Annotated in this window: 11 protein-coding genes; 4 read left to right on the top strand and 7 right to left on the bottom strand. The window is 57.8% G+C overall.

From position 1 onward, the window contains the following. The first annotated feature begins 53 nt into the window (after positions 1 to 53). Positions 54 to 1,310 (top strand): DUF1501 domain-containing protein, encoded by a 1,257-nt coding sequence (locus tag THTE_RS02175; protein WP_095413896.1) that lies wholly within the window; start codon positions 54 to 56, stop codon positions 1,308 to 1,310. 50 nt (positions 1,311 to 1,360) lie between these two features. Here the strand turns inward: THTE_RS02175 and THTE_RS02170 are convergent, their stop codons facing one another. The 4 genes from THTE_RS02170 to THTE_RS02145 all read right to left on the bottom strand — a co-directional run bounded on the left by THTE_RS02170 (position 1,361) and on the right by THTE_RS02145 (position 7,318). Next, positions 1,361 to 2,137 (bottom strand): YceH family protein, encoded by a 777-nt coding sequence (locus THTE_RS02170; RefSeq protein WP_095413895.1) that lies wholly within the window; start codon positions 2,135 to 2,137, stop codon positions 1,361 to 1,363. A 37-nt stretch (positions 2,138 to 2,174) separates the two neighbouring features. Next, positions 2,175 to 4,412: an ATP-dependent helicase gene (locus tag THTE_RS02165; RefSeq protein WP_095413894.1), complete on the bottom strand. Its 2,238-nt coding sequence runs from the start codon at positions 4,410 to 4,412 to the stop codon at positions 2,175 to 2,177. 289 nt (positions 4,413 to 4,701) lie between these two features. Next, on the bottom strand, positions 4,702 to 5,808 hold the full coding sequence (gene serC, locus THTE_RS02155; RefSeq protein ID WP_095413892.1) for a 3-phosphoserine/phosphohydroxythreonine transaminase: 1,107 nt from the start codon (positions 5,806 to 5,808) through the stop codon (positions 4,702 to 4,704). A gap of 979 nt (positions 5,809 to 6,787) precedes the next feature. After that, positions 6,788 to 7,318: a DUF4405 domain-containing protein gene (locus THTE_RS02145; RefSeq protein WP_095413890.1), complete on the bottom strand. Its 531-nt coding sequence runs from the start codon at positions 7,316 to 7,318 to the stop codon at positions 6,788 to 6,790. A gap of 771 nt (positions 7,319 to 8,089) precedes the next feature. Between THTE_RS02145 and THTE_RS02135 the strand changes: the two genes are divergently transcribed. From THTE_RS02135 to THTE_RS02125, 3 genes are read left to right on the top strand one after another with little or no spacing between them, the layout of a single operon-like run. After that, on the top strand, positions 8,090 to 9,133 hold the full coding sequence (locus THTE_RS02135) for a DUF1559 domain-containing protein (RefSeq protein WP_095413888.1): 1,044 nt from the start codon (positions 8,090 to 8,092) through the stop codon (positions 9,131 to 9,133). A 31-nt stretch (positions 9,134 to 9,164) separates the two neighbouring features. Next, positions 9,165 to 9,956, top strand: coding sequence for an ABC transporter ATP-binding protein (locus THTE_RS02130; RefSeq protein WP_095413887.1), 792 nt, complete (start codon positions 9,165 to 9,167; stop codon positions 9,954 to 9,956). Positions 9,957 to 9,967: 11 nt separating this feature from the next. After that, on the top strand, positions 9,968 to 12,868 hold the full coding sequence (locus THTE_RS02125) for an ABC transporter permease (protein WP_168175775.1): 2,901 nt from the start codon (positions 9,968 to 9,970) through the stop codon (positions 12,866 to 12,868). Positions 12,869 to 14,072: 1,204 nt separating this feature from the next. Here THTE_RS02125 and THTE_RS02120 read toward each other — a convergent pair. The 3 genes from THTE_RS02120 to THTE_RS02110 form a co-directional block, all read right to left on the bottom strand. Then, positions 14,073 to 15,347, bottom strand: a complete 1,275-nt coding sequence (locus THTE_RS02120) for a prepilin peptidase (RefSeq protein WP_095413885.1) — start codon at positions 15,345 to 15,347, stop codon at positions 14,073 to 14,075. Then, the gene (locus THTE_RS02115) at positions 15,347 to 15,889 is read right to left on the bottom strand and encodes a shikimate kinase (RefSeq protein WP_095413884.1); all 543 of its coding nucleotides are present in this window, start codon (positions 15,887 to 15,889) and stop codon (positions 15,347 to 15,349) included. Before THTE_RS02115 ends, THTE_RS02120 begins: the two co-directional genes overlap by 1 nt. 171 nt (positions 15,890 to 16,060) lie before the next feature. Further along, positions 16,061 to 16,324 (bottom strand): hypothetical protein, encoded by a 264-nt coding sequence (locus THTE_RS02110; RefSeq protein ID WP_095413883.1) that lies wholly within the window; start codon positions 16,322 to 16,324, stop codon positions 16,061 to 16,063. Positions 16,325 to 16,378 lie beyond the last annotated feature (54 nt).

Below are 16,378 nucleotides of genomic sequence, written 5' to 3'. Positions count from 1 at the left end.
CCGTCAAGCTTTGGAGCGAACCCAACTTGGTCAAATAGCGAGGATGGATACCCATGTGGACGCGGCGTGATTTCCTCAAAGTTTCCGGAGCGGCGGTAGCAGTCGGTGCCACCGCACCGATTCCCGCGGTCCTGGCCCACACGGGCACGCAATTGTCACGGGCAAAGGACGAGACCATTCTCGTAGCCGTTCAGATGGCGGGCGGAAATGACGGGCTCAATACAGTCGTTCCCTATGAGGATGACCACTATCATCGGCAGCGCCCCACCCTGGCACTTCGAGAGGCTGAGGTGATCAAACTCCAGGACGCGGTGGGCTTTCATCCGGCACTGCGTCCCTGGATGGAGTTGTGGGAAGGAGGACACCTCGCCGTCGTCCAGGGAGTGGGGTACCCCAATCCGTCCGGAGCACACGAACGCTCGATGGAAATCTGGCAGACGGCTCGGCCCGAGGACCCACTCGGCGAAACAGGTTGGCTGGGCCGACTGCTCGATCACTGGTTTGAGGAATCGCTTCCGGATCACGCGCAGGGCGCGACCACGCGGGGAGTGTTCACCGGCCGAATTCCGGTGCCGACGACCATGCTCGGCCATCATCGGCCTGCGGTGCGGTGCCAGAAGCCGGAAGAACTCTTTGCTTTTCCTGCCGGGCGAGACGCGCTGCAGAATCTGCGTGAAGGATTAGCCCGGGCAAGTTCCCGGCTGACGACCAGTGCATCCCTCCTGGATCGGGTGGCAGCGGCGCGGGAACAGGCTGCTCGGGATCTGGGACGATTGGAGGCCGTTCTTTCCTCGGTTCGCCATGAGGATTTTCCTGATACGTATTTCGGCCAGCAACTGGCATGCGTGACGGCCCTGATTCGCGCGGACCTGGGCATCCGCATCTTCTGCGTGGACCTGGGCGGAACCGAGCCGGGCAGCTTCGACACCCATGCCCTTCAGGCCGCCAATCATGGTGCCCTGCTTGGTGAGCTCGCCAGTGGCCTGGCCGCTTTTGGACGAGCCCTCCAGCGCGATCGGCTCCTGGAACGGGTGGTTGTTTATACGTATTCGGAGTTTGGGCGGACAATTCGTGAAAACGGACGGAAAGGGACTGATCACGGCTCGGCGGCCCCGGTCTTTGTCATGGGGGGAGCCATCCACGGTGGTTTGATCGGCAAGCATCCCCCGCTCGACCAGGTCGAGAATGGAGGCGTCAAACACCAGGTGGATTTTCGCTCCCTCTATGCCACGTTTTTGAATCGCTGGTTGGGTGTGCCAAGCCAACCGATTCTGGGCTCACAGTTTTCCGAAGTCCCCCTTTTCACCTGATGTTGCCGGGCGGAAGGTGCCGATTGATCCGCGGAGGATGCGCCCGCCGCTCAGGATTCGCCGTTCAGCCCCAGTTCTTTTTTGATGGTGGCCAGCTCCTGGAGGATACCGGCCACCGTTTGTTTCAACTCGTTGAGTTCCTGACGGAGTTCTTCGACTTCCGGAGAAGATGCGACGGGGCCGGGAACATCGCTGAACGTGGCCGAGCTCTCCGGGGCGTCAGAGGCCGAAACGGATGGCTCCCGAACGGCCACGGCCGAGTACCGCTGCTTGAGTCGTGCCAGTTCCGGCTCGGGGTAGAGATTGTGGGCCACAACGTGTCCCCGCCCGGGTGGCGTCAGATCGATGATCAGTCCCTTCTCCTTGAGCGAGTCCAGATGCTGGCGGAGGGTGGGTAGATCAGGGATGGGGTCCATGCGGGAGGCATGGGCGCGGAGTTCGCCTTCGGTCTGGGGACCGCGAAGAAGCAGTTCGGCGATGATCGCCAGTTCTTCTTTGTTGACCCCCAGCCACTCATAAAGATAGTGGCGGTATTTATCCACCCGACCCACACCCTGAACAATTCCCACCGCACCCATTTGGCGGAGATTGTCCAGTGCCCGCTCCACGACCTCTTCCGTAAGTTCCATGACGGGGTCGCGGTTGCTCTTCTGGTTGCAACCGGTGACGATGGCGTTGAGCGTCATGGGATAGGAGGAAGGGACCGTTTTGGCCTTTTCCACGAGCACGCCGAGGACACGCCGCTCGATGGCGGGCAAAGGACGCCATCGTTTGGACAACTCTTCCGGTTGTGAATGGACCGCATCGCCTTGGTGTTCTTCGTTCATCCGTAAGATCCCTCTCGTCTGGCAATGAAGCGGAGTGTTACTTCGGACGCAGCGGACTTTGAGAGAGGATGAATTTCATTTTGCCGATAGCACCGCCGAAATCCACGGTGGCCTTGCGGGCGTCGCCCGAACCGCTGAGGGCCACAATCCGGCCCACGCCGTACCGAGGATGCACGACCGACATATTGAGCACGAAATCGTCGGGAGTCAGCGCGCCACCTTGAGCACGCCGCGGTGGGGATGGCGGCATAGCACTGGTGCGGCGCGGAGCCTCCCAGGTCGAGCCGCGGAAAACGGATTGCGGAGCCGGACTGGTACCCACCCACGATGCGGGCCGGGTCGCCACCCTGGAAGACGTGATAATTTCCAGATGTTCGCGAGGCAATTCCATCAAAAACTGGCTGGGGATGGTCAGCTTGCGCTGGCCCCGAAAGTCCCGGTACTCGGCCATGCTGATCTGCAATTCCTGCTTAGCCCGGGTGATGCCGACAAACATGAGCCGGCGTTCTTCTTCCAGTTCATCCATGTCGTTGCGGCTGCGTTCGTGGGGAAGGATGCCCTGTTCGCACGCCACCAGAAACACCACGGGAAACTCCAGGCCCTTGGATGCGTGGAGCGTCATGAGCGTCACCCGGTCGGCACTCTCGTCGAGTGCGTCGGTGTCGCTGACCAGCGAGGTCTCTTCGAGGAACGATTCCAGACTGGCAGCTTCTCCGGAGCGCTCGTCGAACTGGCGGGCCACGGTGAGAAGTTCCTCGATATTCGCCAACCGCTCCTGATCTTCCATGTGCTGGGATCTTTCCAGGTACTCGCGATAGCCGGTTTCGGTGAGCACCAGCCCCAGCAATTCCTCCACGGACCCCTGGGCGGCGGCCACAAGCCGGTCGTAAAGATTGACGAATGCCCGGAATGCCCCCATGGTACGGAGGCTGAATTCCGGGATGGCGTCGGCACGGCGGGCGGCCTCCAGCAGACAAAGCCCGTGCGCAGCGGCAAACTCCCGCAGGCGCCGCACACTCGTTTCACCGATGGATCGGGGCGGGGTGTTGATCACCCGCAGAAACGCCACATCGTCCCGCGGATTGTTGATCAGTTGCAGGTAAGCGATAACGTCTTTTATTTCCTTGCGCTGGAAAAACTCGACACCGTTAACAATCTGGTAAGGAATACCGCGTTCCCGGAGTGCGATTTCAAAACCGCGAGACAGGGCGTTCATCCGGTAGAAAATCGCGAAATCACGGGGACGCCGCTCGCCACGTTGAATCGCCCGGGCAATCTGCTCAGCAATATCTTCCGCTTCCTCTTGATTGTCCGCATAAGTCACCAGCCGGACTGGGCGTCCCTCTTCGTTGTCGGTAAAGAGGTCTTTTTCTTTTCGCCGCACATTATGGGCGATCAGTTTCGCCGCGACCGCAAGAATCCGTTTTGTGCTGCGGTAATTTTGTTCCAGCCGCACAACACGAACGTTGGGGAAATCCTTTTCAAACTCGAGGATGTTGTTGAGATTCGCGCCCCGCCATCCATAAATCGATTGATCCGGATCCCCGGTAACGGCCAGGTTGGGGTACTCCACCGAGATCGCCCGGGCAATGGCGTACTGCACAAGATTTGTGTCCTGGTATTCGTCGACCATGACGAAGCGATAGGTTGCATCCAGGCGGTGGCGTATCTCCGGCGATTGCCGCAGGAGGAGGGCGAGGTACATCAGCAAATCATCAAAATCCACCGCGTTGGACCGCCGTAGCCGTTCCTGATAAAGCGGGTAAATCCGCGCGACGAGCTCTCCCAGCGGCGAACCATCCCGCGGTTCGTAATTCTGGGGTGTTAGCAGAGCGCTTTTGGCACCGCTGATGGCATGGGCGACCGCCTCGGGACTGTAGGAGCCCAGATCAATTCGGGCATCGGCAATCACCGAACGCAGGGCACGCAGACTGTCGTCCTTGTCGTAGATCGTGAAGTGTGATTCCAGTCCCACAAGGTTGGCATACTTGCGCAACGTTTGGGCGGCGAATCGGTGAAAAGTTCCCAGCCACACCCGAGCCCCGGGCACAAGTTGCTGCACGCGGCTTTGCATCTCCTGGGCCGCTTTGTTGGTGAACGTCAACCCCAGAATGCTCGTGTCGGGGATGCCCAACCGGAGAAGATAGGCAATCCGATAGGTGATGACCCGCGTCTTGCCGCTTCCTGGGCCGGCCAGGACAAGCAGGGGCCCCTCCACGTGTGTCACCGCCTCCCGTTGCGCCGGGGTCAGACGAGCCAGTAAGTCATCATGCATGGAACCGTCCCTGAAATATGAAGAATCTGCCACCAAATCTTGCTCTTATGTATCAGATCCCGGTAATGCAGCCGAATTCTGCCACTTGCCGAAAACCCGTTTTCCGTGCCGTCGGCGACACAGCTCCGCCTTTTGCACGGCGGTTTGCCTTTGCATCGTTTGACGATGCACGCCTCGTTGGGTTGCCCATTACCAACCCTGAGGCACGACCAGAACATCTGTCGATTATCACGCCCGTTGGCCGGCGCGAAACCCGCAGCGGGAAAGGCGAACCAAATTCCGCGGACCTTCATCCGACCTTGTTGCGATTGGCCTCGTAGAATTCGAGCATGAAATCCCGCAGGGCCACGACGCCTTCCCGTGGCATGGCGTTGTAGATCGATGCGCGGCACCCACCAACCGAGCGATGCCCCTGGAGGTTGCACAGGCCACGGCTCTCCGCCTGTTTGAGGAATTCCTTCTCCAGATCGCCATTTGGCAGTCGAAAAGCGATGTTCATCGCGGAGCGGCTTCCCGGCGCGGCGTGAACGGTGTAGAAACCCTGGCAGCGATCGATAACGTCGTAAATGAGCTGGGCCTTCTCTTCGTTGAACTGCTTCACCTTTTCCAGGTTGCCAAACTCCCGGATGAGCCAGTCCGTCACAAGCTTCACCATATAGACGGCAAAGACCGGCGGCGTATTCAACAGCGACTTCTCCTCCGCAAAACGCTTGTAATTGAGCATCGAGGGCAAATCATCCGGGCACATATCGAGGAAGTCTTTCCGGATGATGACCACCGTCACGCCCGCCGGGCCAAGATTCTTCTGGGCGCAGGCGTAGAGGATGCCGTACCGGGGGAGGTCCACCGGCCGGGAAAGCAACTCCGAAGAGGCATCGCAGACGAGCGGCAGTCCGCCGGTTTCCGGCTCGGTCGGGAATTGCACCCCGGCAATCGTCTCATTGGAACAAATATACACGTACACAGAATTAGGATCGATGTTCAATTGCTCGTTGGTGGGAACTCGATCATAGTTGGTCGCTTTGCCATCCCACGCGATGTGAACCTGCCCCTGCGTCTGGGCTTCGCTGGCAGCGAGCTTACTCCAGGAACCGGTGACGATGTAGGATGCCGGCCGCCCGGTCTTCCGCAAAAAATTCATCGGGATCATGCCGAATTGCAGCCGTGCACCACCCTGCATGAAGAGCACGGCGTAATCGTCCGGAATCTTCAGCAACTGACGGAGGTTGGCCTCGGCGGCCTCGATAATGGCATTGAACGTTGGCGAACGGTGACTGATCTCCAGGATCGACATGCCCAATCCCGGCAGGGCCAGCAAATCACGCTGCGCCTCCTCCAGAGCGGGAAGAGGTAACATGGCGGGACCGGGCGAAAAATTGTAAACACGCTTCACCATCGCAAACTCCTCGGGATTGTTGCCTTGTTTTTCAAACGTCTACGACGACTGACGGGCACGCTTTGCCGATCACCTGGTATCTAGCGTGGAACGGCTTTTGTCAGCTCGGCAATTGCTGTTCGCCATAAAGAACCAATCCGAAAACCTCAAAATTGGCGTGAATTCTCGGACGCCATTGGTTTTCGGATTTGCCCGAAGCACGGCCGGGCTGTAAACGGCGCGCTTTTCCCAAGCCTAATCCGGCAAAAGCAGTTCGGCAATTGGGGGACCGTGTCATCTCCAGGAGCGACCGGCTTGCCACGTCCGTATCCGGAGGGGCCTGCCTACCAGGTCCGTGTTCGGAGGGACCTGCTTGTCAGGTCCGCTTTTCCAACCCTTGATAACCCATTTCATTCTGTGGGCACGGGAAGGATTCAACGGTAGGGGCAATTCATGAATTGCCCCTACATCGTCGGAGGGACCCGCTTGTCGGGTCCGCTTTTTCCAACGTTGGACCATCGATTTTGTTTCACCGGGCACGACAAGCGTGCCCCTCCGACCTTCGCATAACCTTTCTTGCCGGGACCTGCTTCGGAGGGACCCGCTTGTCGGGTCCGCTTTTTCCAACGTTGGACCATCGATTTTGCTTCACCGGGCACGACAAGCGTGCCCCTCCGACCTTCGCAAAATCTTTCTCGGCGGGACCTGCCTCGGAGGGACCTGCTCGTCAGGTCCGTTGTTCTACGTTCGATAATCCATTCCCATTTCACCGGGCACGACAAGCGTGCCCCTCTGCCTATCGAGAACTTGAACGGCTTATTCATGAGGAATGGAAGACCCACGCTGATGGCCAAACGGATCAGAATGGGGTTTACCATGTACGGGGATTCCGCGGTCGATACCTGGTTCGGATAGGAAGAGGAAACACCTGGGTTGTGCGGACGTTAGCCGTCGATGGGAATGAGCCGGCGCTGTTGGAGGTGGTCTGGGAAATGCAGAATTAACCCCTCCTGGATTTGTGCTGTGTTAAGCTTCTGTCCGAAAAGAGAATGAGCAAAACATCCATAGGCCGTTTGCCGTTCTTGTTGGCGATTTCCGCGATTGTCTGGCCAGCGGTCTCCACTGCGATTCCCGATGCCTTCAAGGTCTGAATCACAGCGGAAGGATCGCTTTCGCCGAGTTTTGCGACGGATTCAAGGGGGGCACGCTCCAGCCGTGCCATGACCTGGACCAGGGGATGTGTCGGCCCATTCCCGCCAGCGGGGATCAGCGATAGGCCGCCGAGGACGAGGATGGGCACCATCAAGGCCAGGGCTGCCCGGTTACGAAAATACCCCAGAAGGAGCTTCCAGTGAACGATCGCATGGCAAATGGCCGCGACGACGAAGACCCAACTCAGCCATTCGTGAGCAAGCTTGACCAATCCAATATTGATGTGGAAAAACATGAGGATGCCCGTCAAGGAGATGACGATGAACGAACCAATGGTAAGTGCCCCGGACCATGTTTGCATTCCCAAAGTCTGACGCATTTGACCAATCTCCTTTTCAGACAAATGGTGAATCTAATCACAACCCCGTGAGTGTTTACCGTTAGAAATCTCTGAGGATACCAGTACCTCTCTTGATTTCCAGAACCTCCGTCATGTCAAGGGGGCCTGCTTTGCCCCTATCCTCAGCGTTGCCGCAAACCCAGGGACGACATCAGTTAACTCAAATTGGCTTTGCCGTTGATGGATGACACTCAACCGCAAAAAAGCCAAGAAAACACGGGCGTTCTTGACATTCCAGATGACCACATGAGTCTTCTGAACGGTCCTTCAAAAGTAAGAACGCACAGGGGCACACTTGGGTTTCGCAAGCTTCTTGACGTTACAACGAACGCGATTCAGGTCGTGGAGCAGGTGATGCAAATCCAAGACCATTTGGCTCTCTCAAGTCTCGAAACCACCACCAACGATCATCCACGAAGGAGACGCCCCGACCGGCGATGAAGACGCAGGCAAGGAAACACTATTTCGCGAGTCTATCGCTGTTGTTCACGACAGTGTTTCTGATAGGACTGTCTGCCGAATCCACTTGAACCTCAAACCGAGCATGTCGCCTTGCGCAACACATCATGTTGCGCAGATCGACAAAGACGTTGGCTGGTCTTCCAAGTGCTCCTTCCATTGTTACGGAAAAAAGGCACGTCTTGCGGCCAACTCAAGCAAGGTCTGAAGCTCGGTACGGGATTTGCTCGCGAGCACGGACAACGGCTCGTTCGGAAGAATTGGCGGAGTGTGATTGGGAAAAGTCGCCATATGAATGAGAGAAGAAAGTCGAAGGAATCGTCGGTCAAACCACTCCTAAGTCGAGTTGGGTTTACGCTGGTTGAATTGCTCGTCGTCATCGCAATTATCGGGCTTCTGATCGCGCTCCTTCTCCCGGCGGTTCAGGCTGCAAGGGAGGCAGCACGCCGTGCCCAGTGCTGCAACAATCTTCGTCAGTTAGGGTTGGCGATGCACAATTATCATGACATCCATCGTATGCTACCAAACGCCGGTTTTGCCGGTCCCACATACCCCAATGATTATTCCCCGCTGGCAAAGCTCCTTCCATTCGTCGAGCAGCAGAATCTCCATAACCTGATCGACTTTCGCATCACATTGGGGCACGTGGGACGAGATGATCTTCCGGAAGCCCTTTGGGAGGCTGCCCGAACTCCTGTCTCCATCTTCCTGTGTCCCAGTGATGGCGAGAAACCCCTTCACGATTTGACATTACCCAGTGGTCGTGTCATCCCTGTGGCAGGGGCAAACTATGCCATGAATCAGGGGAGCGGTCGCGACGGGATGTTCAATCCCGGATTTGGTGCGACGGATGGGCTTTGCTGGGTCGGTGCTGAGATACGACTTGACGATGTTCTCGACGGAACGAGCAACACGCTGGCCTTGACCGAATCGCTTCGTGGACCGGGAACATCCCTGCCGTCCACAGATCGGCCAAATCATCAGATCTTTCGAGCCAGAGCACCCACGACGTTAATCGATGCGATCGAGCAATCAGGCGACCTCTCCGTACTCTACTCCCAGCTCAGTGGCTGGGATGGGACGCGCCTCATGTACTGGTTGCGGGGATGTTCTCCCACTGGCCCTGTCATGAATGGTCGCCTTCTCCCGAATTCTCGGATACCCGATCTGGTGAGCGGATCAGCCAAGGTGACCGCGGCGCGAAGCTGGCATCCTGGTGGGGTCAATGCCTGCTTATGCGATGGAAGTGTCCGATTCGTCAGTCAGACGATTGCATCAACCGCCTGGTATGCTCTCTGGACTCGGGCCGGTGGAGAAGTCGAGAGCGTCCCATGAGTTTCTGGCCTTCTTTGCGGGGACAAAGCGAATGAACGAGCGCAGTCGTGGTCACGGGGACATTGAGTGCCCCCTGGTTGTCGAAAATGTGTCCAAGAGTTTCAGGTATGCCGGGAATGTGATTCAGGTCCTCAAAGGGGTGTCGTTTTCCCTTGCTCGGGGAGAATTCGTTGCCATTATGGGGCCAAGCGGTTCAGGAAAAAGTACCCTTCTCCATGTGATCGCCGGTCTCACGGCGCCAGATTCAGGGCGGATCCTCGTGGATGGTTGCGAGACGAGCAAACTCTCGGATTATCAGATGACGATATTCCGGCGGCAAAGAATCGGTGTGATCTTCCAGCATTTCAACTTGATTCCCACGTTGACGCTGGAAGAGAATGTTCTCCTGCCTCTGCTGGCCGAGCGAACTCACGCGGACAAAATAGACAATGCTCGCCGAATCATTCGCGACCTGGGGCTTTGGGAACGACGTCGGCATCGCCCCGACGCACTCAGTGGCGGAGAGCAACAGCGAACCGCCATTGCACGGACCCTCGCGCTTGATTCGGCTCTCATCCTGGCAGACGAGCCTACAGGAAACCTGGACTCGATCGCTGGTCAGGAGTTGTGCCGGTTACTCCGAGGGCTTGCCGAACAACAATCGCGCACAATCCTCATCGTTACGCATGAGCCATCCGTGGCAATATGGACGGATCGAATCCTGATTCTGAAGGACGGTCAAATCGTTACAGAGTTTCCCACCGGGAATTGTGATTCGGTCCGCACACTGGCGGCGCGGTACGAGGAGAGTCTTCAACTCGAGGAACCGGAAGGGGTGAGGTGATGCCTGTTAGTGTGAGACTTGCGATTGCAGATGCCCTCTGTTACCCGCAAAGGATCCTGGGAGCGGTTCTGGCTCTGCTCGCGGCTTCCTGTTTGGTGGTGTGGGTCGTCTCGGCTTACGACAAGCTTGTCTCGGAATTTGAAGGAACGGCCAGGGAGGCACTCGGACATTACGATCTGTTCGTTGTACCGGATTCGCTTGACGAGAAGGCGGTCATTTCCGACCGGCTCATCGAAGCGTTGCGAAAAGATCCGCGGATTGCTGACGTGCATTGTTCGTTGCGTAAAGCTGTCACGATAGGAAGATCTTTCGGTCAAGGTGAGGGGCCGCGCGGGGGATCTCCAGACGACCTCCGTAGGTCAGGACGTAGGCAACCCGTTGTTCGGGGCGGAGAGAATCAACGATCCCCCGGCGACTCTCAACCGACACGGCCGTTGTTTCTGCTCCCGACTGTGGTGGGAATTGACTCGCCAGTCGCGCCGTATCCCGTGGTTGCCGGCCAATGGTTGGACGTTAAGAAACACCCTGTCGTTCAGGCTGTGATTTCGGAACAATTGGCCGAGAGTTTCCGATGGGATGTTGGCCAGACGATCAGGCTCAATTCTGGTGGCAAAGACCTTTCCGTTCAGATCGTGGGGATCGTCCAACAGCCGGAAAGTGTTCCCACTTTGGAGAAAGAAGGACCTACGGGTCGGCCTGTCGGATCCACGATCGGGCCATTCCTTGGCATGCCACCAGGTGCCATTTATGTGCCGCTGGATGTGGCCCAGGAGTTTCTTGGTATGCCCGGCGCCATAAATCTCCTTGGCCTCAAATTGACTTCGGCAACTCGACTGGACCAATTCCTCGCGGAGTGGACGTCACGAGTGTCGCCGTTTGTTGATGGGGGGAGCTACCTCCTCATGGGTGAGCGGCAATTGGAAAAGGCATTCACGACGGCGCGAGCGAGTCGTTCTATTCGTTCACAGGCGTGGACAGCGTGCGGGCTGGCGATCATGGCTGCGGTGTTTCTTATCTTCGCAACCCTCAACATGGGTGTGGACGAGCGATCGCGCCAGATCGGCCTTTGTCGTGTTGTGGGCCTGACGCAAGCTCAAGTGGCGGGAACGATCCTGACGCAGGCCTTGCTGCTGGCCATCGCCGGTTGGGTGGGTGGTCTTGGGGCAGCCGGAATCGTGTTCCAGTTAGGACGCGGATTTGGCCTGAACCTCACGTGGAGCGGGACAATCGGTCCATATAGCCTGGGGCTGTCAGCGGCGGTGACCTTCCTAGGGGCCGGGGTGGCTGCCGTGTGGCCAATGCTTCGCGCCAGCCGGGTTTCGCCCTTGGAGGCCCTGCAAGCAAGGCACACCCAGTTGCTTCGTGACGCGAGACCCTCGACCCTGGGTTGGCTGGCTTTTCTAGGGAGTCTTCTGATTGTGATTCATCCACTTGTTGTGTACATCCTACCACTCGACGAAGTTATTCGAGTGTCGATCGCGACCACTGTGGGAGCACCGTTGATGGTTCTGGGCTTTGTTTGTTGGACTCCAGCCCTCGTCGTCATTGCGGAAAAGGCGTTTTCAATCCCCTTGGGAATGGTGCTTGGGATTCCCCGGCAGCTCTGCAAGATGGAATTGACGCGAAACTTGCCCCGCAGCGTGGGGATCTGCATGGCGGTGTCCGTAGGTTTGGGCGTGTTTACTGCGATGATGGTTTGGGGCTACTCCATGCTGGAGCCGTTCAAACCCACGACCTGGGCGCCGGATCTTCTCGCGGCATTTCAACTTGGTCATGTGCCTGAGAGTGAATTGGAATCAATCAGCACCATTCCAGGCATTTCCAAATTGCTCCCTGTCGCGGTGGAGCAGCCCAGATTGGCTGAGGACCTGACTGGCGCCTCCCGGGGGGCATCTGTCGTCCGGCAGGACAATGTCATCATAATGGGGGTCAATCCCGATTTGGCATTCGGCGGTAAAAACCCTGTGTTCACAGTTGATTTTGTTGAAGGATCTCGAGACGCCGCTGTTCAACAGCTCAAATCGAACAGGGGATGCATCGTGCCTGATCATTTCTTGAAAGCCACGGGATTGAGACTTGGCGACACGTTTTCTGTGTGCTTACCCGATCAACCAGAGCAAACGGTCGAATACAGAATTGCTGGTGTCGTTTCCCTGCCTGGTTGGCATTGGATGACAAAATTCTCTGGCCTTCGCCGACGGTTTGGACGTTCGGCGGCCCTGGTCTTTGCTGATGAGAACGTCGTTAGAAAGGATTTCAAGCTAGTAGGTATCAACTTTCTGTGGATCGACCTGGAAGACGATGCCAACCTTGATCTGGTCTGTCGGAAACTCCAGGAAGTGGCAGACCGACACCTTGGACCCGGCCAGCCGGTGAATTTTCAGGGAACGTGGGCTTTTGGCGCACGAATGTTTGGACGCTCCCTCCGCGTGACGCTTCGGGACGAGATCCGACAACAGATCAACCGACGAGCCGACACAATGATCTGGGGTATGGCACAATTGCCGTTTGTGACCTTGTTGATCACGTTGCCAGGTCTTATGACTGTCGTCAATGCATCGGTGCGAACCAGACAATGGGAGTTCGGCGTCATGAGAGCTATTGGTTTTCCTTCAACCCTCATTGCGCGGCAGGTGCTTGTCGAAGGATTCCTCATTGCTGCGGTGGCCTCCATGATTAGTCTTCTTTTCGGCATCGCCGCCGGATGGTGCGGAATTGGTCTGGCACAATACACGAGCTTTTTCGGTGGCATGGAGACCCCACTGATCATTCCATGGCAGAAACTAATGCTCGGGATTGGCGCGACATTCCTGGTTTGTGGTGTCGCTGCCGTTCCAGCGGCACTGGCTGTCTTCCGACGCGAGCCCCTCCAACTCCTCACAGCCGGTCGGGGAGAGCCGTTTGCGTTGTAACCTCTGTTGGCGAGGAGATGAGTTAGGAGATTGAAACTGGATAAACCAGGAAAAGTCACAGAAGAAGAATCAGTGGTTGCGTGGTGCAGCGAGGCTGAAAAAGGTGTGTTTCAGAGATAGGACGCGGGTCTTTGAAGAAAAATTAGGGGGAACAGTGTTACGTTGGTCCTGTGCGCTCGATGTGCGCAGACCGTCATCTTGCATGACCGTTTGCTTGCACAGTTTCACAGCCTATTACGGCATTCTCCACACATACCGCACTCCATGGAGTGCGGCGATTCATCGCCGCTTTTCGGTGAAGGCTTTAGCCTTCACCACCTTGCCCTCGCCCCGGCTCGCGCAACGATGACCGATCGGGGTGGAACCCGACCCTCCAATCCATCCAATGGAACGACACGTTCCAGGGCGTCCATTCATGCGTTGTCAGGTCCATCTTCCGGAGGGACCCGCTCGTCGGGTCCGCTCGCGCACGTTCGATCATCCATTCGCTCTCATCGGACACGACAAGCGTGCCCCCTCCGAATCGTATTTCGGAGGGACCTGCTTGTCAGGTCCCTGTTTGGAGGGACGTGCTTGTCACGTCCGCCGTTCAATGTTGGATCATCCGTTCGCTTTCGCCGGGGACTGAAGTCCCGCGCCGAAAGCGGGGCTAAAGCCCCGCACTCCATGGAGTGCGGCGATTCATCGCCGCTTTTCGATTAAGGCTTTAGCCTTCACCACTCTGTCCTCGGCCCGGATCGCACGACGATGACCGGTCGGAGCGGAACCCCACCCTCCAATCCATCCAATGGAAGGACACGTTCCAGGGCGTCCATTCATGCGTTGTCAGGTGCATCTTCCGGAGGGACCCGCTCGTCGGGTCCGCTCGCGCACGTTCGATCATCTATTCGCTTTCACCGGGCACGACAAGCGTGCCCCTCCATTTTCGGAGTTGGATGGACCTGCTCGTCAGGTCCGATTTTCCAACCCTTGATTACCCATTTCATTCCATGGGCACCAGAAGGGCTCAGCGGTGGGGGCAATTCATGAATTGCCCCTACGCGCTGCGTGTTGCGTGATTGCCCTGTTGCGGGTAGGGGCCATTTATGAATTACCCCGACCGGAATGCGCGATGTCCGTGGCGGACGTCCTGGACAGACGAATCCGGAAGGGGAACAAAACCGCGGGGTGGTGCTGCACACGCAGGCCAGCCTGACTTCTCTTCCTAAATCCTCAATCCCTCGCGGATGAGGCGGATCACCAACAGGAGAAACGCGAGGAGCACAATCAGTGCGACCAGAAGTAGCGGCAGGATTCCGCCCAGTTCAAAGATCAGCGACGCAAACCCCCACACGTCTCGCCAGAACACAATTGTCGCCAGGGCCCCCAGGCAAAGAAATGGCCCATAGGGTATTTCCACCTCCTGATGACGCACGATGATGTAGATCGCCACCACAAGTCCCGCAAAGGGGGCGAGAAAGAAGAGAATCAGCCCCGGTTGCCAGCCCAAATAGGAGCCAATCATCGCCATCAAAGTCACATCGCCAAAGCCGAGCGCTTCCCGATCGAGGACCAGCGTCCCCACGATCCGCACAATCCATGTCAGTCCCGCCGTGGCGGCCATCCCCACCAGGGCTGAGAGCAACGAACGCCACGGATCCCCACCGAGAATCCACACGAACAGGATCACCGCGGTGCCGATAAATCCCATGACCAGAAGCCCCCCGGTCACCTGGGATCGATAGAGCCGCGCACACATCAACTGCACGGCCTTCCAGAATCGCCGATGGCGGTACCACCGCCGGGGCATCAGCGCAAAGCACCACAACCACCAGCAAAACAGCCCCAAACTCAGGGCATGGCCGTGGGGCTGGCCATTGAGAGATTCCGGCCAGGGGGAAGGCGACGTGAGTTTCAGATAGGTGGCCGGCACCGCTCCTGGAACCGCCCGGCTCGCCGAAATCAGGGGTGGACGTGCCCGCTCCTGCGGCACCGGCAGGTGGCTGGCAGGCACAACCGCCGCCAAGATCAGCCCCAGGAGCGTTCCCGGAATGGTCACCGCATCGGGGATCACCTTCTCATCCCAGTCGATAAGTGAGGCCACCAACATGAAGAGGAAGAGAATGGTGTGCTTGATGAACACCACCAGCAGAACGGGAAAAGGCGGCGGTAGGACGCCCGCTGGAACAATCGCCGCTTCGCAAACTTCCCACCAGTAGAGCCAGGGAAGCCCCGCCGCACTGAGACACTCCACACAAAACGGTGGCAGCCAGGACCAGCGTCCCTGGCCCTCTGAAGGACTCTTTTGAAAGAACCAGCCCAAAATCGGCACATACGCGGCCAGGTGGCGTGGTCCGAGCCGACCTACTCGGCTCCACAGGGAAACCGCGCGGGACTGCCAGGCCAGCCGGTCCGCCGCCCAGGTGGCGAGCGATCCAAGAAACGCGCCGACCACCGCCAGCACGATCATTTGGACGGGGAATGGAAAGGCCGGCCACATCACAAATGCATTCCTTTATCGTCCCTGATCCTGGACCAGTGGGCGAGAATTTCGTCCGCTACCTGGGATGGAGATTTATTCTCGGTATCGATCACCCAATCGGCGGTTTCTCGATAGACCGGTTCACGCTTGGTAAGGAGTTCGACGATCTCCTCAAGCCCGCCGCGTGCCGTGAGATTTGGGCGTCGCGCTCCCGTCGTGGGGTCGGTCGTCATGCGTCGATAAATGGTTTCCGGCGTGGCGGTGAGCCAGAATACCTTCCCACCCTGGCGCATGGCCTGGCGATTTTCCGCCCGCAGCGGTGCCCCCCCACCTGCCGCAATGACCCAGCCCTGCCGGGCACAGAAGTCAGCCACCACCCGAGATTCCAAATCCCGGAAGACCGGTTCTCCGTCCTCTGCAAAAATCTGAGCGATGGATTTGCCCGCCAGCCGCTCAATCTCCACGTCCAAATCCACCCAGGGCCAGCCGAGTTGCTCGGAGAGAAGTCGGGCGACGGTGGTTTTCCCCGTGGCTCGGTAACCGATCAGTATGATGTTCATTGTCCAACGCAGCCGCAGAATCCGCGCCTGAGACGCAGAAGCAGGACGTCTTCCCTTCAATCTAACCCATCTATAATACCAAGCCGCCCTTGCCCCAAATAGTCCAACTTTGGCGGGCAGGCTGTCCGGCGGACCGTTCCCGGGCGCTTTGCCTGGACAAGCGAGGTCGGTTCATGCCCCGATATGGGCTGGAGATGTCGCCCCAATCCGTGCAAGTCGCGCGTTTTCGGTTTTCACGATCAGGCCATTCCGCCCATTGCACACCGCCACGCTGGCAATCGGTACACCGATATTCGCCTGATTCTCTGTCGTTGTACAACCGGCGGTTCCGCCTCGCGCAAAATAAGTTGGAAAACATGTGAAGATCGTCTCTGCTGGGTTCTTTTCGGAATGGAGATAAACGGCTATCATGGATCGCCAAAGCTCAAACAGCACTTAATATCTCCAGCAAACAATCATCTTCGCTGATGGCAGGCCGTCTTTTACATG

The organism is Thermogutta terrifontis (assembly GCF_002277955.1).
Lineage (GTDB): Bacteria > Planctomycetota > Planctomycetia > Pirellulales > Thermoguttaceae > Thermogutta > Thermogutta terrifontis.
This window is presented reverse-complemented; position numbering and strand designations above follow the sequence as displayed.